At 72.5% G+C, this 25,317-nt stretch carries 19 protein-coding genes; 13 read left to right on the forward strand and 6 right to left on the reverse strand.

Going from position 1 to position 25,317, the window contains the following annotated elements:
- The first annotated feature begins 37 nt into the window (after positions 1-37).
- The 6 genes from ACFWPT_RS08835 (at position 38) to ACFWPT_RS08860 (ending at position 7,300) form a co-directional block, all read left to right on the forward strand.
- Positions 38-2,149, forward strand: coding sequence for a type IIA DNA topoisomerase subunit B (locus tag ACFWPT_RS08835; RefSeq protein WP_063349360.1), 2,112 nt, complete (start codon positions 38-40; stop codon positions 2,147-2,149).
- Between the two features lie 163 nt (positions 2,150-2,312).
- Positions 2,313-2,798 (forward strand): CcdC protein domain-containing protein, encoded by a 486-nt coding sequence (locus ACFWPT_RS08840; RefSeq protein ID WP_380375609.1) that lies wholly within the window; start codon positions 2,313-2,315, stop codon positions 2,796-2,798.
- 64 nt (positions 2,799-2,862) lie between these two features.
- Positions 2,863-4,023: a sensor histidine kinase gene (locus ACFWPT_RS08845; protein WP_380480658.1), complete on the forward strand. Its 1,161-nt coding sequence runs from the start codon at positions 2,863-2,865 to the stop codon at positions 4,021-4,023.
- A 150-nt stretch (positions 4,024-4,173) separates the two neighbouring features.
- Positions 4,174-4,869: a response regulator gene (locus ACFWPT_RS08850; protein WP_380480660.1), complete on the forward strand. Its 696-nt coding sequence runs from the start codon at positions 4,174-4,176 to the stop codon at positions 4,867-4,869.
- A 125-nt stretch (positions 4,870-4,994) separates the two neighbouring features.
- A complete protein-coding gene (locus tag ACFWPT_RS08855) occupies positions 4,995-5,555 on the forward strand; it encodes a DUF485 domain-containing protein (RefSeq protein ID WP_380480662.1) in 561 nt (186 codons plus the stop codon).
- A 32-nt stretch (positions 5,556-5,587) separates the two neighbouring features.
- Positions 5,588-7,300 carry a cation acetate symporter gene (locus tag ACFWPT_RS08860; protein WP_063351411.1) on the forward strand — a complete coding sequence of 571 codons (1,713 nt, stop codon included), beginning with the start codon at positions 5,588-5,590 and terminating at the stop codon, positions 7,298-7,300.
- Between the two features lie 67 nt (positions 7,301-7,367).
- Here ACFWPT_RS08860 and ACFWPT_RS08865 read toward each other — a convergent pair whose 3' ends face one another.
- Positions 7,368-8,057 (reverse strand): response regulator, encoded by a 690-nt coding sequence (locus tag ACFWPT_RS08865; protein WP_063349364.1) that lies wholly within the window; start codon positions 8,055-8,057, stop codon positions 7,368-7,370.
- Positions 8,057-9,652: an ATP-binding protein gene (locus ACFWPT_RS08870; protein WP_380480664.1), complete on the reverse strand. Its 1,596-nt coding sequence runs from the start codon at positions 9,650-9,652 to the stop codon at positions 8,057-8,059. The genes ACFWPT_RS08865 and ACFWPT_RS08870 overlap by 1 nt, the downstream gene beginning before the upstream one ends.
- A gap of 220 nt (positions 9,653-9,872) precedes the next feature.
- On the opposite strand from ACFWPT_RS08870, the gene ACFWPT_RS08875 reads away from it, so the two are divergent.
- From ACFWPT_RS08875 to ACFWPT_RS08885, 3 genes are all read left to right on the forward strand, one after another.
- Positions 9,873-10,697, forward strand: a complete 825-nt coding sequence (locus ACFWPT_RS08875; protein ID WP_063349366.1) for an ABC transporter ATP-binding protein — start codon at positions 9,873-9,875, stop codon at positions 10,695-10,697.
- Positions 10,687-11,562: an ABC transporter permease gene (locus ACFWPT_RS08880; protein ID WP_063349367.1), complete on the forward strand. Its 876-nt coding sequence runs from the start codon at positions 10,687-10,689 to the stop codon at positions 11,560-11,562. Before ACFWPT_RS08875 ends, ACFWPT_RS08880 begins: the two co-directional genes overlap by 11 nt.
- A gap of 159 nt (positions 11,563-11,721) precedes the next feature.
- The gene (locus ACFWPT_RS08885; RefSeq protein WP_063349368.1) at positions 11,722-12,798 is read left to right on the forward strand and encodes an ABC transporter substrate-binding protein; all 1,077 of its coding nucleotides are present in this window, start codon (positions 11,722-11,724) and stop codon (positions 12,796-12,798) included.
- A 149-nt stretch (positions 12,799-12,947) separates the two neighbouring features.
- Here the strand turns inward: ACFWPT_RS08885 and ACFWPT_RS08890 are convergent, their stop codons facing one another.
- Together ACFWPT_RS08890 and ACFWPT_RS08895 are read right to left on the reverse strand one after the other, a co-directional pair.
- Positions 12,948-13,850 carry a sucrase ferredoxin gene (locus tag ACFWPT_RS08890; RefSeq protein WP_380480667.1) on the reverse strand — a complete coding sequence of 301 codons (903 nt, stop codon included), beginning with the start codon at positions 13,848-13,850 and terminating at the stop codon, positions 12,948-12,950.
- Positions 13,851-13,944: 94 nt separating this feature from the next.
- Positions 13,945-16,395 (reverse strand): DNA topoisomerase (ATP-hydrolyzing) subunit A, encoded by a 2,451-nt coding sequence (locus ACFWPT_RS08895; RefSeq protein WP_063349370.1) that lies wholly within the window; start codon positions 16,393-16,395, stop codon positions 13,945-13,947.
- 250 nt (positions 16,396-16,645) lie between these two features.
- On the opposite strand from ACFWPT_RS08895, the gene ACFWPT_RS08900 reads away from it, so the two are divergent.
- The 3 genes from ACFWPT_RS08900 to ACFWPT_RS08910 all read left to right on the forward strand — a co-directional run bounded on the left by ACFWPT_RS08900 (position 16,646) and on the right by ACFWPT_RS08910 (position 20,901).
- Positions 16,646-18,007 (forward strand): M16 family metallopeptidase, encoded by a 1,362-nt coding sequence (locus ACFWPT_RS08900; protein ID WP_380375597.1) that lies wholly within the window; start codon positions 16,646-16,648, stop codon positions 18,005-18,007.
- A 20-nt stretch (positions 18,008-18,027) separates the two neighbouring features.
- Positions 18,028-19,392: a pitrilysin family protein gene (locus ACFWPT_RS08905; RefSeq protein ID WP_063351412.1), complete on the forward strand. Its 1,365-nt coding sequence runs from the start codon at positions 18,028-18,030 to the stop codon at positions 19,390-19,392.
- A 315-nt stretch (positions 19,393-19,707) separates the two neighbouring features.
- Positions 19,708-20,901: an RtcB family protein gene (locus tag ACFWPT_RS08910; protein ID WP_380480669.1), complete on the forward strand. Its 1,194-nt coding sequence runs from the start codon at positions 19,708-19,710 to the stop codon at positions 20,899-20,901.
- Positions 20,902-20,939: 38 nt separating this feature from the next.
- Here ACFWPT_RS08910 and ACFWPT_RS08915 read toward each other — a convergent pair whose 3' ends face one another.
- Together ACFWPT_RS08915 and ACFWPT_RS08920 are read right to left on the reverse strand one after the other, a co-directional pair.
- Positions 20,940-21,752, reverse strand: a complete 813-nt coding sequence (locus ACFWPT_RS08915) for an LAGLIDADG family homing endonuclease (protein ID WP_380480671.1) — start codon at positions 21,750-21,752, stop codon at positions 20,940-20,942.
- A 141-nt stretch (positions 21,753-21,893) separates the two neighbouring features.
- Complete coding sequence (locus ACFWPT_RS08920) at positions 21,894-22,175, reverse strand: HPr family phosphocarrier protein (RefSeq protein ID WP_063349373.1); 282 nt, start codon at positions 22,173-22,175, stop codon at positions 21,894-21,896.
- A gap of 218 nt (positions 22,176-22,393) precedes the next feature.
- Here ACFWPT_RS08920 and ACFWPT_RS08925 point away from each other — a divergent pair, with 218 nt between their 5' ends.
- On the forward strand, positions 22,394-25,234 hold the full coding sequence (locus ACFWPT_RS08925; RefSeq protein WP_380480673.1) for a GNAT family N-acetyltransferase: 2,841 nt from the start codon (positions 22,394-22,396) through the stop codon (positions 25,232-25,234).
- The last annotated feature ends 83 nt before the right edge of the window (positions 25,235-25,317 follow it).

Genomic DNA, 25,317 nt, shown 5'->3' on the forward strand with positions numbered 1-25,317 from the left:
GACCGATAAGACAGAACTTCACCGAGGAGAGTGCCGCGTGAGTGCCGAAACGACCGTGCCGTCCGCACTGCTGGCCGGCGACGACGGTTCCAACTACACCGCTCGGCACCTGCTCGTCCTGGAGGGCCTGGAGGCGGTCCGCAAGCGCCCCGGCATGTACATCGGCTCGACGGACAGTCGCGGCCTGATGCACTGCCTCTGGGAGATCATCGACAACTCCGTCGACGAGGCGCTGGGCGGTCACTGCGACCGCATCGAGGTCCTGCTGCACCCGGACTCCTCGGTCGAGGTCCGCGACAACGGGCGCGGCATCCCGGTCGACGTCGAGCCCAAGACCGGGCTGTCCGGCGTCGAGGTCGTGATGACCAAGCTGCACGCCGGCGGCAAGTTCGGCGGCGGCTCCTACGCGGCCTCCGGCGGCCTGCACGGCGTCGGCGCCTCGGTGGTCAACGCGCTCTCCGCCCGGCTGGACGTCGAGGTCGACCGCAGCGGACACACCCACGCGATCAGCTTCCGCCGCGGCACCCCCGGCATCTTCACCGAGGCCAGCCCGGACGCGCCCTTCGAGCCCGCCAACGGCCTGACCAGGGCGCGCAAGGTGCCCAAGGCCCGCACCGGCACCAGGATCCGCTACTGGGCCGACCGGCAGATCTTCCTCAAGGACGCCCGGCTCTCCCTGGAGCACCTGTACAGCCGCGCCCGGCAGACGGCCTTCCTCGTCCCCGGCCTGACCATCGTCGTGCGTGACGAGCGGCTCACCGAGAGCGAGCAGGTCGAGGAGTCGGTCTTCCGCTTCGACGGCGGCATCGCCGAGTTCTGCGAGTTCCTGGCGCCCGACAAGCCGGTCTGCGACGTGCTGCGGCTGCACGGCGAGGGCACCTTCAAGGAGACGGTGCCCGTCCTGGACGAGCTCGGCCACATGACCCCCACCGAGGTCACCCGGCAACTCGGCGTGGACATCGCGCTGCGCTGGGGCGCCGGTTACGACACCACCCTGCGCTCCTTCGTCAACATCATCGCCACCCCCAAGGGCGGCACCCACATGACCGGCTTCGAGCGCTCGCTGGCCAAGACCGTCAACGAGGCGCTGCGCGCGGCCAAGCTGCTGCGCGTGGCCGAGGACGACATCACCAAGGACGACGCCACCGAGGGCCTCACCGCGGTGGTCACCGTCCGGCTCGCCGAGCCGCAGTTCGAGGGCCAGACCAAGGAGGTGCTCGGCACCTCGGCGGCCAACCGGATCGTCGCCGCCGTCGTCGCCAAGGAGCTCAAGGCCTTCCTCACCTCGGCCAAGAAGGACCAGAAGCTCCAGGCCCGGGCCGTGCTGGACAAGGTCGTCGCGGCCGCCCGCACCCGGGTCGCGGCCCGCCAGCACAAGGAGGCCCAGCGCCGCAAGACCGCGCTGGAGACCAGCTCGCTGCCGGCCAAGCTGGCCGACTGCCGCAGCGACGACGTCGACCGCAGCGAACTGTTCATCGTCGAGGGCGACTCCGCGCTCGGCACCGCCAAGCTCGCCCGCAACTCCGAGTTCCAGGCGCTGCTGCCGATCCGCGGCAAGATCCTCAACGTGCAGAAGGCCTCGGTGAGCGACATGCTCAAGAACACCGAGTGCGCCGCGATCATCCAGGTGATAGGGGCCGGTTCGGGCCGCACCTTCGACATCGACCAGGCCCGCTACGGCCGGGTCATCTTCATGGCCGACGCCGACGTCGACGGCTCGCACATCCGCACCCTGCTGCTGACGCTGTTCCACCGCTACATGCGGCCGATGGTCGAGCAGGGCCGGGTCTTCGCCGCCGTGCCGCCGCTGCACCGGATCGAGCTCACCAGCCCCAAGCGCGGCCAGGAGAAGTACCACTACACCTACTCCGACGCCGAACTGCGCTCCACCCTGCTGGAGTTCCAGCGCAAGGGGCAGCGCTGGAAGGAGCCGGTGCAGCGGTACAAGGGCCTGGGCGAGATGGACGCCGACCAGCTGGCCGAGACCACCATGGACCCGCGCCACCGCACGCTGCGCCGGATCAACCTGGGCGACCTGGAGCAGGCCGAGCGGATCTTCGACCTGCTGATGGGCAACGACGTCGCCCCGCGCAAGGAGTTCATCGTGGACTCGGCGGCCACCCTGGACCGCTCCCGCATCGACGCCTGAGGCCTTCGGATCCCTCCGGCACGAGGGCCCTCCACCCGTGGGTGGAGGGCCCTCGTGCTGCCGGTTCCACCTGTGGTCCACCCCGGCGCCGATCAACCGGGGGCGCCGGATCCGTAACGTCGGAGAGGTCAGTACAAGCCTCCTGTCGGGACGGAGAAGTCCGATGACCGCCCTCGTCAACATCGTCGTGATCATCGCGGTGATGGTCCTCGTGGTCCAGCGCCAGATGCGCGCCCAGCGCCTGGACACCGAGCGCCGCTTCTGGCTGCTGCCGCTGATCCTCGGCGCGCTCGCGCTGCGCGACCCGCAGCTCATCGACCATCAGCACACCGCGCTGTCCGCCACCCTGGTCGGGTGCGGCCTGGTAGCGGTGGTCGCGATGGGCTCCGTCTGGGGCTGGACCGTGCGGCTGTGGCGGGCCGGGGACGGTTCGGTCTGGGCCAAGGGCACCAAGGCCACGGTGGCCGCCTGGGTCGGCATGCTCGCCATCCGGCTCGCCCTGTACGGCGTCGGCGCGGCACTGCACGTCCACCAGGCGGGCAGCGCGCTGCTGCTGGGACTGGCGGTCCTGCTGCTGACCCGCTCGTTCGTGGTGAACTGGCGGGCACGGGCCCTGGACCTGCCGCAACAGGCCGCCGTACCGCGCTGACCGCGCTGACCGCCTTGCCCGGGGCCTGCCGGGCCCGCTGTCCGAGAACGTCGAGGAGGCACCCGTGGCCGAGTGGTACTGGACCCGCTGGCCGTCCCGCGAGGGGCTGGAGCGCGAGGCCGGGAGATGGCCGCGGCGGGCCCTCTCCCTGCTCGGCCGCACCGTCCTGCTGGTCGTCGTCTGCTGGGGGACGTTCTCCGGCGGCAAGTACACGGGCTGGGCGGTGGCGATCGCGGCGGCCGGACTGCTCGGGGTCGCCGCCCTGGCCGCCGGCTACCTCTACGCCACCCGGGAACAGCGCCTGGCGCTCTCGCTCGGCCTGGCCGCCGCCCTGCTCGGCAGCGCCTGGCTGGCCAACTGGGGGCAGGCCTACCTGCTGGCCGACTTCGTCTGGTGCGGGCTGGCCGTGATCGGGGTGGTCCGGCTGCCGCCCGCGCCCGGCCTGCTCACCGCGGCGGCCGCGCTGGGCTCGTACACCGCCGCCAGCTGGGCGAGTTGGGTGAGCATCTTCGCCACCATCGGCGGGCTCGGCCTGCTCGGCTACCTGCTGCGGCTGGACGTCGAGGCCCGTGGCACCGCCCGCCAACTGCTCACCCAGGAGCGCGCCGCCCGGGCCGCCGAGGCGGAGAGCGCGGCGCTCGCCGAACGGGCCAGGATCGCCCGGGAGATCCACGACGTGCTCGCGCACAGCCTCTCCGCGCAGCTCGTCCACCTGGAGGCGGCCCGGCTGATGCTGGACGCCGGCACCGACCGCGAGCAGATCCGCGAACGGGTCGTCGCCGCCCGGCGGATGGCCCAGGACGGGCTGGTCGAGACCCGGCAGGCGTTGTCCGCGCTGCGCGGCGAACTCACCCCGGTCGGCGAGTTCCTGGTGGAGCTGACCGGGCGGGAGCGGGCCACGCTCACCGTCACCGGCACGCCCCGGCCGCTCGCCGCCGAGGCCGCCCTCGCGGTGCGGCGCACCGCGCAGGAGGCGGTGACCAACGTCCGCAAGCACGCGCCCGGCGCCCGGTGCACCGTCGAACTGCGCTACCTGGCGGAGGCGGTGGAGCTGGAGGTGCGCAACTCCCGCCCTCCGCGCGGCGAACCGTCCGGGGAGCTGTCGGCCAGCGGCAGCGGGTACGGTCTGCTGGGGATGCGCGAACGCGCGGAACTGCTCGGCGGCACCCTGCTGGCGGGCCCCGAGGACGGAGGGTGGCGCGTGCTGCTGCAGGTGCCGGCATGAGCGAGCGCGGCGAGCTCATCATCAGCAGGTGCGGATTTCGCGAAGCGACTGCCGAGCGAAGCGGGGCGGGCGCATGAGCGAGCGCGGCGAGCTCATCATCAGCAGGTGCGGATTTCGCGAAGCGACTGCCGAGCGAAGCGGGGCGGGCGCATGAGCGAGGCAGAGGTCACCAGGGTGCTGGTGGTGGACGACCAGACGGTGGTGCGCGAGGGCATCGTGATGCTGCTGGGGCTGCTGCCCGGCATCGAGGTGGTCGGCGCGGCGGCGGACGGGGAGGAGGCCGTCGCCCTGGTGGAGCGGTGTCACCCGGACGTGGTGCTGATGGATCTGCGGATGCCGCGCGTCGACGGCGTCGAGGCGACCCGGCGGATCCGGGTCGCGCACCCGCAGACCGAGGTCGTGGTGCTCACCACCTACGCCGACGACGACTCGCTGTTCCCCGCTCTGCAGGCCGGGGCGCGCGGCTACCTCACCAAGGACGCCGGCGGTGAGGAGATCGCCCGGGCGATCGCGGACGTCCGCGCGGGGGCGGCCGGGCTCTCGCCGCAGGTCCAACTCCGTTTGCTGGAAAGGCTTTCAGGGCCTCCGGCCGGATCCGCGCCGGGGGCCGGGAAGCCGGTCGGGCGGCCGGGGGAGCTCCCGGACGGGCTGACCGCCCGGGAGGCGGAGGTGCTGGCGCTGATCGCCGAGGGGCTCTCCAACGCCGAGATCGCCCAGCGGCTGTTCGTCAGCCAGGCCACCGTGAAGACGCACATCAACAACCTGTTCGCCAAGACCGCGGTGCGGGACCGGGCGCAGGCGGTCTCGTACGCCTTTCGACACGGGATCACCGGTACGCAGCAGTAGTCGGATGAGTGTCTGTCGGATGATCGATCACCTCATCGAGTGAAGGTATCGGCAATGGTCAGAGGGGCTGTCCGGCGGCCGCCATCATGGTTGGGGTCAGAGTGCCCGCCGGTCCAGGAGCAGTTGTGCCACAGCAGCAGACGAGCAGTCCCGGACAGGGGCAGCGATTTGACTGGTGGGCCGCTCCGGCCGCCGCCACCGCCTCCGACCGGTCGGCCGTGCCCGGCCAACCGGCGGTGCCGGCCCAGTCGGCCCCCACCCGCGCGGTCCAGCCGGTACCGGCCGAGCGGGCGCCCGTCCCGGTCGCCGCCCCCGCCGCCCGACCCGCCGCCGAACCGGCGGCCGCCCCCCGGGCCCTGGCGCCCGCCACCGACAGCACCGAGGTGTACCGGACCGTCCAGCGCAGCGAGGCCTTCCAGGACATCCGCCGCAGCTACCGGTCGTTCGTCTTCCCGGTCAGCGGCGCCTTCCTCGGCTGGTTCCTGATGTACGTCGCCGCGCAGGCCGCCGCCCCCGGCCTGATGCGCAGCCAGGTGGCCGGCCCGCTCAACGTGGCCTGGCTGCTCGGCCTGCTGCAGTTCGCCTCCACCTTCCTGCTCACCTGGCTCTACGCCCGCAACGCCCGGACCAAGCGCGACCGCGCCGCCCTGGGCCTGCGCTGGGACACCCAGGACCAGCTGCGATGACGACCACGATCACGACCGCGGTGACGACCGCGATGACGACCGCCACCCCGCCCCCCGTCGCCCCCACCGGCGACCACCACGACCTCGCGATCGCGCTGTTCGCCGTCGTCGTGCTGGTCACCCTGGCGATCACCCTCTGGGTCGGCCGCCGGGGCAGCGCCACCGAGGACTTCTACGCCGGCGGCCGGGACTTCACCCCGCTGCAGAACGGCTTCGCGCTCTCCGGCGACTACCTCTCCGCCGCCTCCTTCCTCGGCGTCGCCGGGCTGATCGCGCTGTACGGCTACGACGGCGTGCTCTACAGCATCGGCTTCCTGGTCGCCTGGCTGGTGGTGCTGATGCTGGTCGCCGAACTGGTCCGCAACGCCGGCCGGTACACCCTCGCCGACGTGCTCGCGCTGCGGCTGCGCCGCCGCAAGGTCCGGGCCGCGGCCGGGGGCGCCAGCGTCGTCGTCACCCTGCTCTACCTGGTCGCCCAGATGGTCGGCGCGGGCTCGCTGGTCGCCCTGCTGCTCGGCACCAACAGCGCCCAGGCCCGGACCTGGACCATCGTCGCCGTCGGCGGACTGATGATCGTCTACGTCACGATCGGCGGGATGCGGGCCACCACCTGGATCCAGATCGTCAAGGCCTTCCTGCTGATCGCCGGCTCGGTGCTGCTCACCGTGCTGCTGATGGTCCGCTTCCACGGCGACGTCGGCGAGCTGATGCGCCAGGCCGCCCAGCACAGCGGCGCCGGGCGGCGCTACCTCGAACCCGGCCTCAAGTACGGTGCCACCTTCACCAGCCGGCTCGACTTCTTCAGCCTGGGCCTCGCCCTGGTGCTCGGCACCGCCGGACTGCCGCACATCCTGTCCCGCTTCTACACCGTGCCCACCGCGCGGGCCGCCCGCCGCTCCACGATGTGGGCGATCGGCCTGGTCGGCGGCTTCTACCTGATGGCCATCGCGCTCGGCCTGGGCGCGACCGCGCTGGTCGGCTCGGCAGAGGTACGGCACGCCAACTCGGCCGGGAACACCGCCGTCCCGCTGCTCGCCCTGGTGCTCGGCGGCGGCAACGGCAGCACCGGCGGGGTGGTGCTGTTCGCGCTGATCTCGGCGATCGCCTTCGCCACCATCCTCGCCGTGGTCGCCGGGCTCACCCTGGCCTCCTCGGCGGCCTTCGCCCACGACATCTGGGCCGGCGCCTGGCGTGGCCGGCCGCGCCGGCGCCCCTTCCGGCGGCGCGCCGCCGTCCCGGCCTCCCGGCCGGGGGAGGCGGGGGACCCGGCGGAGGCCGAGCCGACGGGCGAGGCCAGCGAGCGCCAGGAGGTCTGGGTGGCACGGTTCGCGGCCGTCGGGATCGGCGCGGCCGCGATCGCGATCAGCCTCTACGCCCAGCAGCTGAACGTCGCCTTCCTGGTCGGCCTGGCCTTCGCGGTGGCCGCCTCCAGCAACCTGCCCGTCCTGCTGTACAGCCTGTTCTGGTCGCGGTTCACCGCCCGAGGCGCGGTCTGGTCGGTGTACGGCGGGCTGGTCCCGGCGATCGTGCTGGTCGTCTTCTCCCCGGTGGTCTCCGGCACCAAGGTGGCGCTCTTCCCCGGCGTCGACTTCCACTGGTTCCCGCTGGAGAACCCCGGCATCATCTCCATCCCGCTCGGCTTCCTGGCCGGCTGGATCGGGACCATCACCTCGCCCGAGCCCGCCGACGCGGACCGCTTCGCCGAGCTGGAGGTGCGCGCCCTCACCGGTGCGGGCGCGGCCTGAGCGCCGCGCCCCGGGGAACCCCGGCGGGCCTGGGGCCGCCGGGGTTCCCCCACGTCCGGGCGTGGTGTCAGGCCCGGACCGCCAGGCCGTAGCGGTGCTCGGGGCGGCCGGTGTCGCCGTAGCGCAGGGTCAGCCGCAGCCGGCTGTCCCGCTCCAACTGCTTGAGGTAGCGCTGCGCCGTCGAGCGGCTCAGCCCGGTGGCGTCCGCGACCTCCTGCGCGGACAGCGGGCGGCCCGCCTGGCGCAGCACCCCCAGCACCAGGTCGGTGGTGGGCGCCGAGTGCCCCTTCGGCAGCGGGCCGGCCGGGGCGGCGGCGCTGCGCAGGGTGGCGAACAGCCGGTCCACCTCGTCCTGGCCGGCCTCCCGGGCCGCCGGGCCGGCCAGCGCGTGCCGCAGCTGCGCGTACGCGACCAGCTTGTCCCGCAGGCCGGCGAAGGTGAACGGCTTGACCAGGTACTGCAGCGCGCCGTGCTGCATCGCGGCGTGCACCGTCGACACGTCCCGGGCGGCCGTCACCATCATCACGTCGCAGGCCACCTGCCGCTCCCGCAGCCGGCGCACCAGCGCCAGGCCGGTCTCGTCCGGCAGGTGGTGGTCGAGCAGCAGCAGGTCCACCGGGCGGCGCTCCAGCGCGGCCAGCGCCTCCCCGGCCGAGTGCGCGGTGCCGGTCACCCGGAAGCCCGGCACCTTGGCCACGTACGCGGCGTGCACGTCCGCGACCCGGAAGTCGTCGTCCACCACGAGTACGTCGATCATCAGGCCTCCACGAGCTGAGGGGTGAGCAGGGCCTCGGGCAGCTCGACCGTGAACCGGGCGCCGCCGAGCGGTCCCGCGTCGAGCACGATCCGGCCGCCGGTCCGTTCGACCAGCCGCCGCACCATCGCCAGCCCCAGCCCGCGCGGACGGTGCGCGGGCGCGTCCTTGCTGGTCCACCCCTCCTCGAAGACCTGCTCGCGCAGTTCCTCCGGCACGCCCGGGCCGCTGTCCGTGACCTGCAGCAGCAGCGTGGAGCCGGCCGCCGCCAGCGTCACCTCCAGCCGGCCGCCCCCACCCGCCGCGAGCGCGTCCACCGCGTTGTCGATCAGATTGCCGAGCACCGTCACCAGCGCCCGCGCGTCCACCACCGCGTCCGGCAGGTGCGCCGCCGGGGCCAGCAGCAGCCGCACCCCGCGCTCGCCCGCCACCGCCGTCTTGCCCGCCAGCAGCGCCGCGACGTGCGGATCCTGCACCTGCTCGGCGATCCGCGCCGCGACCACCGCGTGCGAACCGGACTGCTCCGAGATGAACGCCACCGCCTGCTCGTGGCGGCCCAGCTCCAGCAGGCCCAGCAGGGTGTGCATCCGGTTGGCGTGCTCGTGGTCCTGGGCGCGCAGCGCCTCGGTCAGGCTGCGGGTGGTGTCCAACTCCCGGACCAGCGACTCCAGTTCGGTCCGGTCGCGGAGTGTCACGACCGCGCCGCCCTCGGCCGTGCTCATCCGGTTGACCACCAGCACCCGGTCGTCCCGGACCGCCGGCAGGTCGGCGCCGGTGATCCGCCCGGTCAGCACGTCCGACAGCCGGCCCGGCGGCAGCACCGCGTCGATCGGCCGCCCGGTGCAGTCCTCCGGCAGGCCGAGCAGCCGCGCCGCCTCGTCGTTGGCCAGCCGGATCCGGCCGCGCTCGTCCAGCGCCACCATGCCCTCGCGGATGCCGTGCAGCATCGCCTCCCGCTCCACCAGCAGCGCCGAGATGTCGGCCAGCGCGATGTTGTGGGTGCGGCGCTTCAGCCGCCGGGCCAGCGCCAGCGTGGCGACCGTCCCCGCGGCCAGGCCCGCGCCCGCGCACAGCAGGATCCCGGTGAGCATCTTCAACAGCCGGCGGCGGATCGAGTCGTCGCTGATGCCGACCGACACCTCGCCGACGATCCGGCCGTCCGCGACCCGCAGCGGCACCTTGCCGCGTGCGGTGCGGCCCAGCGTGCCCTGCTGCATCGCGGTGACGCTGAGCCCGCTGAGCGCCGGCTCCGGGTCGGTGCTGACCCGGTGGCCGATCCGCTCCGGGTCGGTGTGCGAGAGCCGGATCCCGTCCAGGTCGGTGACCACCACGAAGCTCGCGCCGGTGGCCAGCCGGATCTGCTCGGCGTTGCGCTGCGCGGTCGCCGAGTCCCGGGCGTCGGCGGCCCGGGCGATCGCCTCGTCGGTGGCGGTGGCCTGGGCGATCGACAGCGCCCGCTGCATCGCGTCGTGGTCCAGCTCGCTGCTGACCGGGGCCAGGAACAGGCCGGCGGTCACGGTGGTGACACCGACGGTGACGACGGTCTGGCTCAGCAGCAGTTGCGCGAAGACCCGGCGGGGCCAGCGGGGCAGCTTCATCCGGGCCTCCTCTCGGCGGCTGTGGGGGGCGGGTACGTCAGGGTCGGGACACCCTACGTTTCCGGCGTGTTTCTGTCAGCCGCGTCCCCGCAGTTGTAGCGGAAGCAAAAGGAGCAGAACACCCCTCAATGCGGAGAAACCGCAGTACGCCGAGAAGGCTCCCGCCCGGGCCCCGCCCGCTCCTACCTTTCCGGGGCAAGCACAGACCCGGGAGGATTGAATGAGCACAACCCCGGCGATCGAGCTGACTGGCGCGACGAAACGGTTCCGCACCCCGTCCGGGGCCCTGCACACCGCCGTCCGTGATCTCGATCTGACCGTCGCCCAAGGCGAGTTCGTCGCCGTCGTCGGGCCCACCGGCTGCGGCAAGTCCACCACGCTGACCCTGGTCAGCGGCCTGGAGGAGCCCACCGAGGGCGAGGTCCGGGTGGACGGCGAGCCGGTCCGCGGGATCCACCCCAAGGTCGGTTTCGTCTTCCAGCAGGACGCCGTCTTCCCCTGGCGCACCGTCCTGTCCAACGTGATGGCCGGGCCGCGCTTCCGCGGCGTGCCCACCGCCGAGGCCAGGGAACGGGCCCGGGACTGGCTGGGCCGCGTCGGCCTCGCCGCCTTCGAGGACCGCTACCCGCACCAGCTGTCCGGCGGCATGCGCAAGCGTGTCGCGCTCGCCCAGACCTTCGTCAACGACCCGGACATCCTGCTGATGGACGAGCCGTTCTCGGCGCTGGACGTGCAGACCCGCGCCCTGATGTCCGACCAGCTGCTGGAGCTGTGGGCCGGGACCAGGTCCTCCGGGAACGCCGCGTCGGTCGTCTTCGTCACCCACGACCTGGACGAGGCCATCGCGCTCGCCGACCGGGTCGTCGTCATGACGGCCGGACCGGCCACCGTCAAGGAGATCTTCACCGTCGACCTGCCACGACCGCGCACCGTGGAGGCCGTCCGGCTGGAACCGAGGTTCGTCGAGCTGTACCGCGAGATCTGGGCCTCGCTCGGCGAAGAGGTGCGCATCACCCGGGAGAGAGGAGCGGGTCGTGCCGCTTGAGACCGCATCGGCCGTCGCCGACAAGCCCCCGGCGGCCGCCCCCGCCAGCCGTACCGAGGCCCGCGAACGGGCCGCCCGCAACCGGAGGCTGACCGTCTACGGGGCCCGGGTCGCGGTCCTGGTCGCCTTCCTCGGACTGTGGGAGGTCTGCGCCCGCACCGACGTCATCGACCCGTTCAACTTCTCGCAGCCGTCGAAGATCTGGGACCAGATCTGGCAGTGGATCACCCACGGCACCGCGCAGGGCTCGCTCGGCGAACAGATCGGCTACACCCTCTACGAGGCCCTCACCGGCTGGGTGATCGGCGTCATCTGCGGTGTGCTGCTCGGCATCGCGCTCGGCCGGGTCCGCTTCCTGGCCGACGTGTTCGGGCCCTACATCAAGGTGCTCAACGCCATCCCGCGCATCGTGCTCGCCCCGATCTTCCTGATCTGGTTCGGCCTCGGCCCGGCCTCCAAGGTCGCCTCCGCCGTCGTCCTGGTGTTCTTCCCGGTGTTCTTCAACGCCTTCCAGGGCGCCCGCGAGGTGGACCGCAACCTCGTCTCCAACGCCCGCATCCTCGGCGCCGACGGCCGAAAGGTCACCCTCCAGGTGGTCATCCCCGCCGCCACCACCTGGATCTTCACCAGCCTGCACGTCAGCTTCGGCTTCGCCCTGATCGGGGCCATCGTCGGCGAGTACATCGGCGCCACCAAGGGCCTCGGGCTGCTCGTCGCCGCCGCCCAGGGCACCTTCAACGCGGCCGGCGTGTACGCCGCCATGACCATCCTCGCCGTCGTGGCGCTGCTCACCGAGGGGCTGCTGACCTTCGCCGAGAAGAAGCTGTTCCGCTGGAAGCCCGCCGACGCGGGCGACGGCCGCTGAACCCCCTGCGTCGCTGAACCCTCTGCGTCGCTGAATCCCCTGCGCCGCTGAACCGTCCTGCGTCGCTGAACCCCCACGCTCCGGCGTCGCGAACCCCCCGCGCCGCTGAACCCCCTTGTGCCGCTGATCCCCCCTCGCAGAGAGAGGCACCCCCCACCCATGCGCCCGAACCCGATCGGCAGATCCGCCGCGGCCGCCCTCGCCGCCGTCCTGCTCCTCCCGCTCTCCGCCTGCGCCAACGACGCCGCCACGACCACCCACGGCGCCGCCGCCCCGGCCGGCAGGCAGGTCGACGGACCCAAGGTCAAGATCATGGTCGGTGGCCTGGACAAGGTCATCTACCTGCCCGCGATGCTCACCCAGCGGCTCGGCTTCTTCGCCGACGCCGGCGTCAACGTCGAGCTGATGAGCGAGCCCGCCGGCGTCAACGCCACCACCGCGCTGCTCGCCGGCGACGTCCAGGGCGCCGTCGGCTTCTACGACCACACCATCGACCTCCAGGCCAAGGGCAAGATCGTCGAGTCCGTGGTGCAGTTCTCCCAGGCCCCCGGCGAGGTCGAACTCGTCTCCACCAAGCAGGCCGACGCCATCAAGTCCGGCGCCGACTTCAAGGGCAAGAAGCTCGGCGTCACCAGCATCGGTTCCTCCACCGACTTCCTCACCAAGTACCTCGCCGTCAAGAACGGCACCGCCGTCAGCGAGTTCAGCCCGATCGCGGTCGGCGCGGGCCAGACCTTCATCGCCGCGCTCCAACAGGGCAGCATCGACGGCGGGATGACCACCGACCCGACCGTCGCCAACGTCCTCGACAAGGGCCTCGGCAAGATCCTCTACGACATGCGCACCCCCGAGGGCTCCCGCGACGCCCTCGGCGGCCTCTACCCGTCGTCCTCGCTCTACATGAACACCGACTGGGTGGAGAAGAACAAGGACACCACCCAGAAGCTCGCCAACGCCTTCGTCAAGACCCTCAAGTGGATGTCCACGCACAGCCCCGAGGAGATCGCCGCGAAGATGCCCGCCGACTACGCGCAGGGCGGCGCCGAGCAGTACGCGGCCGCGATCAAGGCGACCCTGCCGATGTTCACCACCGACGGCGTGATGCCGGCCGACGGCCCCAAGACCGTCCTCGCCGTCCTCGCCGCCTTCCACCCGGACGTCAAGGGCAAGGAGGGCACCATCGACCTCTCCCGCACCTACACCACCGAGTTCGTCGGCAAGGCCGTCACCGGCTGAGCCGACACCCGACGTGACGGCCCCGCGCACCTCCGTGGACAGCAGGCGCGGGGCCGCCCGCGCGCTCCGGTCCCGCGCTCACCCCCACGGGCGCGGGGCCGCCCGCGCTCCCGACCTGCTGAAGACCCTGCCGGCGCGCTGCCGTCCCGCTACCGGCCCCGCACCGAGAGCACGTCCATCCGCGACGGCGTCCCCGCCGCCTTGCCGCAGCTCTCCGGACGCGCCGGCTCGCTCACCGCCTCGATCACGTCCACCTCCCAGGCCCGGCCGTCCTGGTGCAGCACCGAGACCAGCCAACGGCCCGCGCCGTCCGGCCGCTGGGACAGCGTCAGCGCGTCCACCCCGGTCTCCCCGGTCGCCAGCCGCACCGCGTGCTCGGCCGCCTGACCCGGACGCTCCCAGCCCGAACAGCCCCGCGACCAGGCCGGCACCATGTGCCCGGCCGCCGTCGCCGCCAGCACCTCCTTGGCCGCCTCCGCCGTCAGCCGCCCGTACGCGTAGCCGTACGGCAGCACCAGCATCGTGGGGGAGAAGCGGTGGCCGCCCAGGTGCGTCACCTCCCACACCTCGCTGTGCCCGCCCGCCGCCAGCTCCGCCGCCAACGGGCGGCCCAGCAGCGCGCAACAGCGGTCCCGCCGCCCGTTGGTGCACACCAGCGCCAACGGGCCGCCGACGTGCTCCACCCCGAAACCGCCGTGGTCGCCGACGCCCAGCGCCGCGAAGTCCAGCTCCAGAAGCTCCGCCGGATCGACCACCTCCGCCCGGCGCACCCAGCCGCGACCCGGCACCGTGTGCGCCACGACCACCTCGTGCCGCGCCGTCGGCAGACAGTCCGCGTGCCGCCCCGGCCGCCGGATCAGCGCCACCCGCACCCCGGTGCCCGCCGCGGCCGCGTCCAGCGCCCGCCCCGTCGCCGGGTCCAGGTGACTCTCCCCGAGTGCCTTCGCGCCCCACGGCCCGTTCTGCTCCACCAGCAGCCAGGTGGTCGCCACCGCGGCGGTGGCGGTCAGCGGCTCCGACAGTTCACGCGACAACGTCGCACAGGTGCTCACCCGGGCAAGGCTACCCTCGGCACCCGCCGCGCCCCCGAACGCGGAGGAGGGGCGCCGGACGGCTCCGGCACCCCTCCTCCACCACGCCTGCGCCCTACGCCGGCCCGGCCACCACCGCGATCGGCGCCGTCACCGGCGTGCCCGAACCGTCACGGCGCGGGTCGCGCTCCGGCAGGTCCACCGGCGCGCCCTTGTCGGACGCCGCCCGGGCCGGGGCCACGCCCGCCCAGGCGAACGTCAGACCGTCCTCGCCGCGCAGGAACCGCTGGCAGCGCACGCCGCCCGTCGCCCGGCCCTTGCGCGGGTACTGCTCGAACGGCGTCACCTTCCACGACGTCTGCTCCTCGCCGGCCAGCGTCCCCGACGCCCCCGCCACCGAGACCACCACCGCGTCCGCCGCCGGATCCACCGCCGTGAACGACAGCACCCGCGCCCCGTCGGACAGCTTGATCCCCGCCATGCCGCCCGCCGGACGGCCCTGCGGGCGCACCTGGCCCGCCGGATAGCGCAGCAGCTGCGCGTCCGAAGCGATGAAGACCAAGTCCTCCTCGCCGGTGCGCAGTTCGACCGCGCCCACCAGCTCGTCACCCTCCTTGAGGGCGATCACCTCGAACTCGTCCTTGTTCGCCGGCCACTCCGGCACCACCCGCTTCACCACGCCCTGCACCGTGCCCAGCGCCAGCCCCGGCGAGGACTCGTCCAACGTGGTCAGCGCCAGCGCCCGCTCCCCGGCCTCCAGCCGCAGGAACTCGCCCACCGCCGCCCCGCCGGCCAGCGTCGGCGACGGCGTCGGCGGCAGCGCCGGCAGATCGATCACCGGCAGCCGCAGCACCCGGCCCGCCGACGTCACCACACCCACGTCCGCCCGCGCCGTCGCCGGCACCGCCGACACGATCACATCGTGCTTCGACCGCTTCTCCGACAGCTCGAACGGCTCCCCGTCCGCCGTCCGCGCCAGCAGGCCCGTCGACGACAGCAGCACCCGGCACGGGTCGTCCGCCACCTCCAGCGGCACCGACAGCGCCGCCGACGGCGCCGCCCCCGCCTCCAGCAGCACCGTCCGCCGCTCCGTCCCGAACTGCTTCGCCACCGCGCCGAGTTCGGACGACACCACGCTGCGCAGCCGGGAGTCGGAGTCCAGGATCTCGGTCAGCTCCGCGATCTCCGCGTTCAGCTTCGCCTTCTCCTGCTCCAGCTCCACCCGGTCGAACCGGGTCAGCCGCCGCAGCGGAGTGTCCAGGATGTACGCCGTCTGCGTGTCCGACAGCGAGAAGCGCTCCATCAGGCGCTCCTTCGCCTGCCCCGCGTTGTCACTCGACCGGATGATCGCGATGACCTCGTCGATGTCGAGCAGCGCGACCAGCAGACCGTCGACCAGGTGCAGCCGCTCCTCCCGCTTGCGCCGGCGGAAGTCGCTGCGCCGCCGCACCACGGTGAACCGGTGGTCGACGTAGACCTCCAGCAGCTCCTTCAGCCCCAGCGTCAGCGGCTGGCCGTCCACCAGCGCCACGTTGTTGATGCCGAAGGTCTCCTCCATCGGCGTCAGCTTGTACAGCTGCTCCAGCAGCGCCTCCGGCACGAAGCCGTTCTTCACCTCGATCACCAGCCGCAGCCCGTGCTCGCGGTCGGTCAGGTCCTTGACGTCCGCGATGCCCTGCAGCTTCTTCGCGTTGACCAGGTCCTTGATCTTCGAAATGACCTTCTCCGGGCCGACGTTGTACGGCAGCTCGGTCACCACGATGCCCTTGCGGCGCGCCGTCACCGCCTCCACCGTCGTGGTCGCCCGGATCTTGAACGTGCCGCGGCCCGACTCGTACGCGTCCCGGATCCCCGACAGGCCCACGATCCGCCCGCCCGTCGGCAGGTCCGGACCGGGCACGAACCGCATCAGCGTGTCCAGGTCCGCGGTCGGGTGCTTGATCAGGTGCCGGGCCGCCGCCACCACCTCGGACAGGTTGTGCGGCGGCATGTTCGTCGCCATGCCGACCGCGATGCCCGTCGCGCCGTTCACCAGCAGGTTCGGGAACGCCGCCGGCAGCGCCAACGGCTCCTGCTCGCTGCCGTCGTAGTTCGGACCGAAGTCGACGGTGTCCTCGTGGATCGACTCCACCATCGCCATCGACGCCGCCGTCAGCCGCGACTCCGTGTAGCGCATCGCCGCCGGCGGGTCGTCGTTGCCCAGCGAACCGAAGTTCCCGTGCCCGTCGATCAGCGGCAGCCGCATCGAGAACGGCTGCGCCATCCGGACGACCGAGTCGTAGATCGACGCGTCGCCGTGCGGGTGCAGCCGGCCCATCACCTCGCCCACCACACGGGCGCACTTCACGTGCGCGCGGTCCGGCCGCAGGCCCATCTCGTTGGCCTGGTACAGGATCCGGCGGTGCACCGGCTTCAGACCGTCCCGCGCGTCCGGAAGCGCACGCGAGTAGATCACCGAGTAGGCGTACTCCAGGAAGGAGCCCTGCATCTCGTCCACGACGTCGACATCGAGGATCCGCTCCTCGAAGTCTCCGGGCGGCGGGGTCTGCGAACTGCGGCGGGCCATCGCGGCGGGGCTCCCTTACGTCTCGCTTGCTGTGTCTCGGTCAGTCTCTGACGTCCATCCACCGACCCCCGTCAACAGGGCTCGGCGCCCCCATTGTGGACCCTCGCGCCGACACTCCCGGCCAGCGCCCCTCTTCCGCCCCTGGCGAACGCCCCGTCTGCGCGGGACACGAACACGCCCCCCGCGCGTTGCACCACAATGGGGGACGCCACACGAACCCCGACATCGACGACGGGAAGGACCCGAGCGCATGGCCAACCCGGCCCCCGCATCCGCCTCCACCGGAGGACATGGCGCTGCCATCGCCATCACCGAGCACCGCCTGGCCAACGGCCTGCGCGTCGTCCTCTCCGAGGACCACCTCACCCCGGTCGCCGCGGTCTGCCTCTGGTACGACGTGGGCTCCCGGCACGAGGTCAAGGGCCGCACCGGCCTCGCCCACCTCTTCGAGCACCTCATGTTCCAGGGCTCCGCCAACGTCTCCAACAACGGGCACTTCGAGCTCGTCCAGGGCGCCGGCGGCTCGCTCAACGGCACCACCAGCTTCGAGCGCACCAACTACTTCGAGACCATGCCCGCCCACCAGCTGGAGCTCGCCCTCTGGCTGGAGGCCGACCGCATGGGCTCGCTGCTCGCCGCCCTCGACGAGACGTCCATGGAGAACCAGCGCGACGTCGTCAAGAACGAGCGCCGCCAGCGCTACGACAACGTCCCCTACGGCACCGCCTTCGAGAAGCTCACCGCGCTCTCGTTCCCCGACGGCCACCCGTACCACCACACCCCGATCGGCTCCATGGCCGACCTCGACGCCGCCACCCTCGACGACGCCCGCGCGTTCTTCCGCACCTACTACGCGCCCAACAACGCCGTCCTCACCGTCGTCGGCGACATCGACCCCGAGCAGACCATCGCCTGGGTCGAGAAGTACTTCGGCAGCATCCCCTCCCACGACGGCAAGCAGCCGCCGCGCTCCGGCGAACTCCCCGACACCATCGGCAGCGAACTGCGCGAGCACGTCCACGAGGACGTCCCCTCCCGCGCCCTGATGGCCGCCTACCGCCTCCCGCACGACGGCACCCGCGACGCCGACGCCGCCGACCTCGCCCTCACCATCCTCGGCAGCGGCGAGTCCAGCCGCCTCTACAACCGGCTCGTCCGCCGCGACCGCACCGCCGTCGCCGCCGGCTTCGGCCTGCTCCGCCTCGCCGGCGCCCCCAGCCTCGGCTGGCTCGACGTCAAGACCTCCGGCGACGCCACCATCGAGCAGATCGACGCCGCCGTCGACGAGGAACTCGCCCGCTTCGCCACCGAAGGCCCCACCCCCGAGGAACTCGAACGGGCCCAGGCCCAGATCGAGCGCGAATGGCTCGACCGGCTCACCACCGTCGCCGGCCGCGCCGACGAACTCTGCCGCTACGCCGTCCTGTTCGGTGACCCCAAGCTCCTGAACGACGCCCTCCCCAAGGTCCTCGACATCACCGCCGAGGAGGTCCAGGCCGTCGCCAAGGCCCGGCTCCACCCCGACAACCGGGCCGTCCTCGTCTACGAGCCCACCACGGCCGACGACACCGACGCCCCCGCCGCCACCGATGAGGAGGGTGCCGCCGCATGAGCACCGACTACGTCCCCGCCATGACGTTCCACCCCCAGCCCGAGCCCGGCACCCCCGGCCCCTGGGCCTTCCCCGCCCCCGAGCGCGCCGCCCTCGGCAACGGCATCACCGTCCTGCACTGCCACCGGCCCGGCCAGCAGCTCGTCGCCGTCGAGGTCCTCCTCGACGCCCCGCTCGCCGCCGAACCCGACGGCCTCGACGGCATCGCCGCCATCCTCGCCCGCGCCCTCAGCGAGGGCACCGACACCCTCACCGCCGAGGAGTACGCCGCCGAACTCGAACGCGCCGGCGCCACCCTCGACGCCCACGCCGACCACCCCTGCATCCGCGTCTCCCTGGAGGTCCCCGCCTCCCGCCTGCAGCGCGGCCTCTCCCTGCTCGCCGACGCCCTGCGCGCCCCCGCCCTCCCCGAGGACGAGATCGAGCGCCTCGTCGCCAACCGCCTCGACGAGATCGTCCACGAGCAGGCCAACCCCGCGCGGCGCGCCGCCAAGGCCCTCTACGCCGAGCTCTTCGACGGCGCCGACCGCCTCTCCCGGCCCCGCAGCGGCACCGCCGACACGGTCAAGGCCATCGACCGGGCCGCCGTCAAGGCCTTCTACGACGCCCACGTGCGCCCCGCCACCGCCACCGTCGTCGTGGTCGGCGACCTCACCGGCACCGACCTGCCCGCCCTCCTGGAGAGCACCCTCGGCACCTGGACCGGCAACACCGCCGAACCCTCCGCCCACGCCCCCGTCACCGCCGACGACCGCGGCCGCGTCGTCATCGTCGACCGCCCCGGCTCCGTCCAGACCCAACTCCTCATCGGCCGCATCGGCCCCGACCGCCACGACCCCCTCTGGGCCGCCCAGATCCTCGGCACCTACTGCCTCGGCGGCACCCTCACCTCCCGCCTCGACCGCGTCCTGCGCGAGGAGAAGGGCTACACCTACGGCGTCCGCTCCTTCGCCCAGCCGCTGCGCTCCGCCGCCGACGGCAGCGGCCGCTCGCTGCTCGCCATCAGCGGCTCGGTGGACACCGCCTCCACCGCCCCGGCGCTCGCCGACACCTGGACCATCCTGCGCACCCTCGCCGCCGAGGGCCTCACCGACGCCGAGCGCGACGAGGCCGTGCAGTTCCTGGTCGGCGTCGCCCCGCTGAAGTACGAGACCGCGGGCTCGGTCGCCGGCACCCTGGCCGACCAGGTCGAGCAGTACCTCGCGGACGACTACCAGGCCGAGGTCTACCGGCAGCTCGCCGAACTGCCCACCGCCGCCGCCACCGAGGCCGTCGTCGCCGCCTTCCCGCCGGACCGCCTGGTCACCGTGCTGGTCGGCGACGCCTCCGTCATCGCCGACGACGTGCGGGCCCTCGGCATCGGCGAGGTCACCGTCGTCAGCTGACCCGGCGTTTCCCGTGCGGCCCGGTGGAGCACCCGCTCCGCCGGGCCGTCGCGTTGTTAAATCCGTTGCGGGCCAGCGGCGTTCCGTGGATAGATGTCCCCGGCACACACGGACGAACGACGGCGAACGACGACGAACGAAGGGAGGCGGTCACCATGCGGGTCGAGCGAGCCATACGCCGACGCTCCCCAAGGCCGTCCTCCCCCTGTGCCCAGGGCGCCTGAGCCCCACCCCCGAACTTCCCCGAGCCGCACCGGGCTTCTTCGCGCGGCACCCCCTTCCCCGAACCGCCCGACCGCTGGAGGTCGTTCAACCATGACGTACACCGAGGTGCCCGGAATCCGGGTCCCGATCCGGATGTGGACCGACCCGGCCACCGTCGAGGGCCAGGCCCTGCAGCAGCTGCGCAACATCAGCTCCCTGCCCTGGCTGCGCGGCCTCGCCGTGATGCCCGACGTCCACCTGGGCAAGGGCGCGACCGTCGGCTCCGTCATCGCCATGAAGGGCGCCGTCTGCCCGGCGGCGGTCGGCGTCGACATCGGCTGCGGCATGAGCGCGGTGAAGACCTCCCTCACCGCCGAGGACCTCCCCGACGACCTGTCCCGCCTCCGCTCCAAGATCGAGCAGGCCATCCCGGTCGGCCGCGGCCTCCACACCGACCCCGTCGACCCGACCAAGCTGCACGGCCTCCGAACGGCGGGCTGGGACGACTTCTGGCACCGCTTCGACGGCGTGGCCGGGGAGGTCAAGTGGCGCCGCGAGCGGGCGATGCAGCAGATGGGGACGCTCGGGGGAGGGAATCACCACATTGAACTATGTGTCGATGATAAGAAAAGTGTTTGGCTGACGCTGCATTCCGGTTCCCGTGGAATCGGCAAGGAACTGGCCGAGTACCACATGGGTGTGGCCCGGTCGCTGCCGCACAACCAGGGGCTGATCGACCGTGACCTCGCGGTGTTCATCTCGGAGACCCCGCAGATGGCGGCCTACCGGCAGGACCTGTTCTGGGCGCAGGAATACGCGCTGCACAACCGCTCGATCATGATGGCTCTCTTCAAGGACGTCGTACGCCGCGAGCTCCCGAAGGCGAAGGTGACCTTCGAGGACGAGATCAGCTGCCACCACAACTACGTGGCGGAGGAGCGGTACGACGGCCAGGACCTGCTGGTGACCCGCAAGGGCGCGATTCGCGCCCGGACCGGCGACTACGGCATCATCCCGGGGTCCATGGCCACCGGTTCGTACATCGTGCGCGGGCTGGGCAACGAGGCGTCGTTCAACTCGGCCTCGCACGGTGCCGGCCGCAAGATGAGCCGCAGCGCGGCGAAGAAGCGGTTCTCCACGCAGGACTTGGTGGAGCAGACCAAGGGCGTGGAGTGCCGCAAGGACAGCGGCGTCGTGGACGAGATCCCGGGCGCGTACAAGTCGATCGAGAAGGTCATGGCACAGCAGACCGATCTCGTCGAGCCGATCGCCCACCTCATGCAGGTCGTCTGCGTCAAGGGGTGATCGAATGAGGCGGCCCCCGACGAAGCCGGGGGCCGCCTTCACCGCTGCGGAAAGACTCTCGGACGTTTGGGGCCGACAAGTCGCCAGTGACGGACCTTGCAGCTCTTGAGCGTTCGCCCCAAGTGCGCGGAGGCCGTCTCCATGCTTGGTGCGGTGAGGATCACCTCGTCCTCCTCCGGGGTCCAGCTGCGCCGAGGGGGTGCGAATCCCATGGTCGATGGACGAACCCACCCGCTGACTCGATCGGCACCGGCCTGCTTGCGGAGCAGCGCCAGGCAGCCCGGGTAGTAGAGGTCGGTGGCCAGGGCCACGGCGGCCTCGTTGAGGAAGAGGATGTTGTAGATGTTGTCGCGTTTGTTGCGGTTGAGCTTGCGCCGGGCTCCGCAGAGGCGTTCTGCATAGAGGGCAGTGAAGGCGGCCGTCGCGTCGCTCTTGGTGGCCAGGCTGACGAAGGGCAGTTCCTTGGACGTGAGGCCCACCGAGCCGTCGGCGTCGATGAGGCCGCGCAGGTAGTCGCGCTCGGAGAACGGCACCGTCGGCGGTGCGATGAGCTCGGACTTCCGCCCCACCGGCAGGCCGAGGTCCCGCAGTTCCTCGCGGAATTCGCGGGCGCAGACGGTCCACATCGCCGAGGTGTGCTCCGCTTTGAAGTTCGTGCTGCGCGTCCGGTACCGGATGCTGCTGTTGTACGGGCAGAGCCGCTGGAACTCCTCCAGGATGGGCGCGTCGCGCGCGGAGAGTTCCACGGAGAGCCGGCCGCGGTTGCGGGACTGCTCGGTGAGGTGTCCGTCCGCCTGGAGGAAGGCGAACATGTAGGCGTGCTGGGGTCGTTCGAGGTCGAAGAATGTCATGCGGTGAGCGTCTGTGCGATCGATCGCCGAAGGAGCGCGATCGCTCGCCAGTTCGCTCAATGGTGTGGATGCGATCGATTCCGCGAACAGAAGCGCCCGGCAGTGTTAGGACTGCCGGGCGCTTCTGTCGGTCGAGTTGGCTCAGGCCGCGGCCGGGAGCTCGTCGAGGCCTTCCTGGACGAGCTTGGCGAGGCGGTCCAGGGCGTCGTCGGCGTTGTCGGCGTCGGAGGCGAGGATGACCTCGTCGCCGCCCTGGGCGCCGAGGCCGAGCAGGCCGAGCATGGAGGCGGCGTTGACGGGGTTGCCGCCCGGCTTGGCGATGGTGATCGGCACGCCGGTGGCCGTGACGGCCCGGACGAAGACGGAGGCGGGACGGGCGTGCAGGCCCTCGGCCCAACCGATGGTGACGCGGCGCTCAGCCATGAGACGTGCCTTTCCGGTGAAGCTGGTTACGGCCGTGCTCGGGGAAGCGGCCATGTTGTCTAGACCAGTGTTGCACGCAGGCGGCCCCTGCGAGCCGCCGCGTTCGGGACTTGTGATTGTTTCTTTTCGGGGCATAAGGCCCGGCCGGCGGCCCTGCCCACCCTGCTGCCAGTGTGCGCCCGGCGCCATTCGGCTCGCTGCCGGATAACCTGACGAATGTGGACGACTCCGCAGTGGCGCAGCCCGAGCAGGACCCCGGTGACCGGGGGGAATCCGGACCGGATTACCCCCAGCACTGGGAGGCCGACATCCTGCTGCGGGACGGCGGTACGGCCCGTATCCGGCCGATCACGCCGGAGGACGCGGAGCGTCTGGTGGAGTTCTACGCACAGGTGTCGGACCAGTCCAAGTACTTCCGTTTCTTCGCCCCCTATCCCCGGTTGTCGGAGAAGGACGTCCGCCGTTTCACCCACCACGACTTCGTGGACCGGGTGGCGCTGGCGGTGGTGGTCCGGGACCGTTTCATCGCGACCGTCCGCTACGACCGGATCGACGGGCAGGGCCGTCCGTCCGAGGCCGGGACGGACGCCGAGGTGGCGTTCCTGGTGCAGGACGCCCATCAGGGCCGCGGGGTGGCCTCGGCGCTACTGGAGCACATCGCGGCGGTGGCGCAGGAGCGCGGGATCCGCCGGTTCCAGGCGGAGGTGCTGCCGGAGAACCGGAAGATGGTGAAGGTCTTCACCGATGCCGGCTACACGCAGCGCCGCAGTTTCACCGACGGTGTGGTGCACCTGGAGTTCGATCTTGAGCAGACGGACCGTTCGCTGGCGGTGATGCGGGCGCGCGAGCACCGGGCGGAGGCGAAGTCGGTGCAGCGGCTGCTGACCCCGCGGTCGGTGGCGGTGATCGGGGTGTCGCGCAATCCGCAGACGGTGGGCCGGGCGATCCTGCGGGACCTGTTGGGCAGCGCCGACGACACGCGCCCGGTGTACGCGGTGAACCGCAACGCCCCGCCGGGCACCGGGCTGGACGGTGTCCCGGTGCACCGTTCGGTTCTGGACATTCCCGGGCCGGTGGATCTCGCGGTGATCGCCGTCCCGGAGGGGGCCGTCCCGGCGGCCGTCGCCGAGTGCGGCGCGCACGGGGTGCAGGGCCTGGTGGTGGTGACCGCCGGGTACGCGGAGACCGGTCCGGAGGGCCGGGACCGCCAGCGCGCGCTGGTGCGCCAGGCGCGGGCGGCGGGGATGCGGGTGATCGGCCCGAACGCCTTCGGCCTGATCAACACCGATCCGGACCGCCCGTTGAACGCCTCGCTGGCCCCGCAGCTGCCGGGCCGGGGCGGGTTCGGGATCTTCTGCCAGTCCGGCGCGATCGGGGTGGCTCTGCTGGAGTCGGCGCACCGCCGGGGCCTGGGGGTGTCCTCCTTCGCCTCGGTGGGCAACCGGTCGGACGTCTCCGGGAACGACTTCCTGCAGTACTGGGCGGAGGACGAGGCCACCGAGGTGGTGCTGCTCTACCTGGAGTCCTTCGGCAACCCGCGCAAGTTCACCCGGATCGCGCGCCGGCTGGCCGCGGTGAAGCCGGTCGTGGTGGTGAAGGGCGCCCGGCACACCGGCAGCCTGCCGCCGGGCCACGCGGTGCCGGCGACCGCGACGGGGCTGCGTGACGCGACGGTGGACGCGCTGTTCGAGCAGGCGGGCGTGATCAGGGTGGAGACGATCACCGAGCTGTACGACACCGGGGAGCTGCTGGCCCTGCAGCCGCTGCCGCCGGGGGACCGGGTCGCGGTGGTCGGCAACTCGGACTCGCTGGGTCTGCTGACCTACGACGCCTGCCTGAGCGCGGGCCTGCGGCCGCGCACGCCGGTGGACCTGACCACGGCCGCGACGGGCGAGAACTTCCGGATCGCGCTGGACGTGGCACTGGCCGATCCGGCGGTGGACGCGGTGATCGCGGTGGCGATCCCGCCGATCGGCACGTCCGCGCACGCCTTCATGGGCGGCCGACTGACCGGTCCGGACGATCCGGAGATGGGTTCGGACGATCCGGAGATCGCCGAAGCACTGCTCGAAGCCAGCGGAAGGGCAAGGGAGTTGGGCAAGCCGCTGGTGCTCGCCCATCTGGCGTTGACCGATCTGCCGGTCCGGCTGCGCCCGGGGGGCGTGCCGGCGTTCGCGGCGCCGGAGCGGGCGGTGCGGGCGCTGGCGCATGCGGTGCACTACGCGCAGTGGCGGCGCCGGACGGCCGAGGCGGAGGAGACGGCCCGGGTGCCCGAGCTGGACCGGATCGACGAGCCGGGCGCCCGGGCGCTGGTCGAGGCGGCGTTGAGCACCCGGACGGCGATCGCCGCGCGGACGCAGCCGGGCGGCGCCCGGATCACCCTGCCGGACGCCGGGGCCCGTGAGCTGCTGGCGCGCTACGGCATCGACGTCTTCCCGGCGCTGCCGGCGCCGGACGAGGAGGCGGCCGTGCGGGCCGCGGCGACACTCGGCTATCCGGTGGCGTTGAAGGCCACCGCCCCGCATCTGCGCCACCGCCCGGACCTGGGCAGCGTGCGGCTGGACCTGACCGGCGAGCCCGGGCTGCGCCGGGCGCACCGCGAGCTGGACGCGCTGCTGGGCGGTGCGGCGCAGGCGGAGCTGGTGGTGCAGCGGCTGGCGCCGCGCGGGGTGGACACCGTGATCGGTGCCACGGTGGATCCGGCGGTCGGCGCGATCCTGTCGTTCGGCCTGGCGGGGGCGCCCGCCGAGCTGCTGGGCGACGTGGCGCACCGCTTGGTCCCGGCGACCGACCAGGAGGTGGCCGGGCTGGTCCGGGAGGTGCGGGCGGCGCCCCTGCTGTTCGGTTGGCGGGGTGCGGAGGCGGTGGACACCGGCGCGTTGGAGGAGTTGCTGCTGCGGGTGTCGCAGTTGGTGGACGACGTGCCGGAGATCGCCTCGGTGGATCTCGAACCGGTGGTCGTGGCCCCGTACGGGCTGGCGATCCTGGGGGCGCGGGTGCGGATCGCGCCGCTGCCCGTCCGTAGCGATCTGGGCCCGCGCGCGATGAGCAGCCTGTAACCTTCCTTGGTTGCGCCTGCCTGTGGGCGCTGTTGTCCGAAGCTCGGCGCCGTGCCGCCCGCTTCGTCGGCGGACCATGCCAG

The sequence above is a fragment of the Kitasatospora sp. NPDC058478 genome (genome assembly GCF_042720345.1).
GTDB lineage: Bacteria > Actinomycetota > Actinomycetes > Streptomycetales > Streptomycetaceae > Kitasatospora.

What these genes read in the sequence shown, in the direction of transcription:
- ACFWPT_RS08840 (WP_380375609.1), top strand. Translation starts at nt 2,313, where the DNA reads ATGACCGCCCTCGTCAACATCGTCGTGATCATCGCGGTGATGGTCCTC.
- ACFWPT_RS08850 (WP_380480660.1), top strand. Translation starts at nt 4,174, where the DNA reads ATGAGCGAGGCAGAGGTCACCAGGGTGCTGGTGGTGGACGACCAGACG.
- ACFWPT_RS08860 (WP_063351411.1), top strand. Translation starts at nt 5,588, where the DNA reads ATGACGACCGCCACCCCGCCCCCCGTCGCCCCCACCGGCGACCACCAC.
- ACFWPT_RS08865 (WP_063349364.1), bottom strand. Translation starts at nt 8,057, where the DNA reads ATGATCGACGTACTCGTGGTGGACGACGACTTCCGGGTCGCGGACGTG.
- ACFWPT_RS08870 (WP_380480664.1), bottom strand. Translation starts at nt 9,652, where the DNA reads ATGAAGCTGCCCCGCTGGCCCCGCCGGGTCTTCGCGCAACTGCTGCTG.
- ACFWPT_RS08875 (WP_063349366.1), top strand. Translation starts at nt 9,873, where the DNA reads ATGAGCACAACCCCGGCGATCGAGCTGACTGGCGCGACGAAACGGTTC.
- ACFWPT_RS08885 (WP_063349368.1), top strand. Translation starts at nt 11,722, where the DNA reads ATGCGCCCGAACCCGATCGGCAGATCCGCCGCGGCCGCCCTCGCCGCC.
- ACFWPT_RS08895 (WP_063349370.1), bottom strand. Translation starts at nt 16,395, where the DNA reads ATGGCCCGCCGCAGTTCGCAGACCCCGCCGCCCGGAGACTTCGAGGAG.
- ACFWPT_RS08900 (WP_380375597.1), top strand. Translation starts at nt 16,646, where the DNA reads ATGGCCAACCCGGCCCCCGCATCCGCCTCCACCGGAGGACATGGCGCT.
- ACFWPT_RS08905 (WP_063351412.1), top strand. Translation starts at nt 18,028, where the DNA reads ATGACGTTCCACCCCCAGCCCGAGCCCGGCACCCCCGGCCCCTGGGCC.
- ACFWPT_RS08910 (WP_380480669.1), top strand. Translation starts at nt 19,708, where the DNA reads ATGACGTACACCGAGGTGCCCGGAATCCGGGTCCCGATCCGGATGTGG.
- ACFWPT_RS08915 (WP_380480671.1), bottom strand. Translation starts at nt 21,752, where the DNA reads ATGACATTCTTCGACCTCGAACGACCCCAGCACGCCTACATGTTCGCC.
- ACFWPT_RS08920 (WP_063349373.1), bottom strand. Translation starts at nt 22,175, where the DNA reads ATGGCTGAGCGCCGCGTCACCATCGGTTGGGCCGAGGGCCTGCACGCC.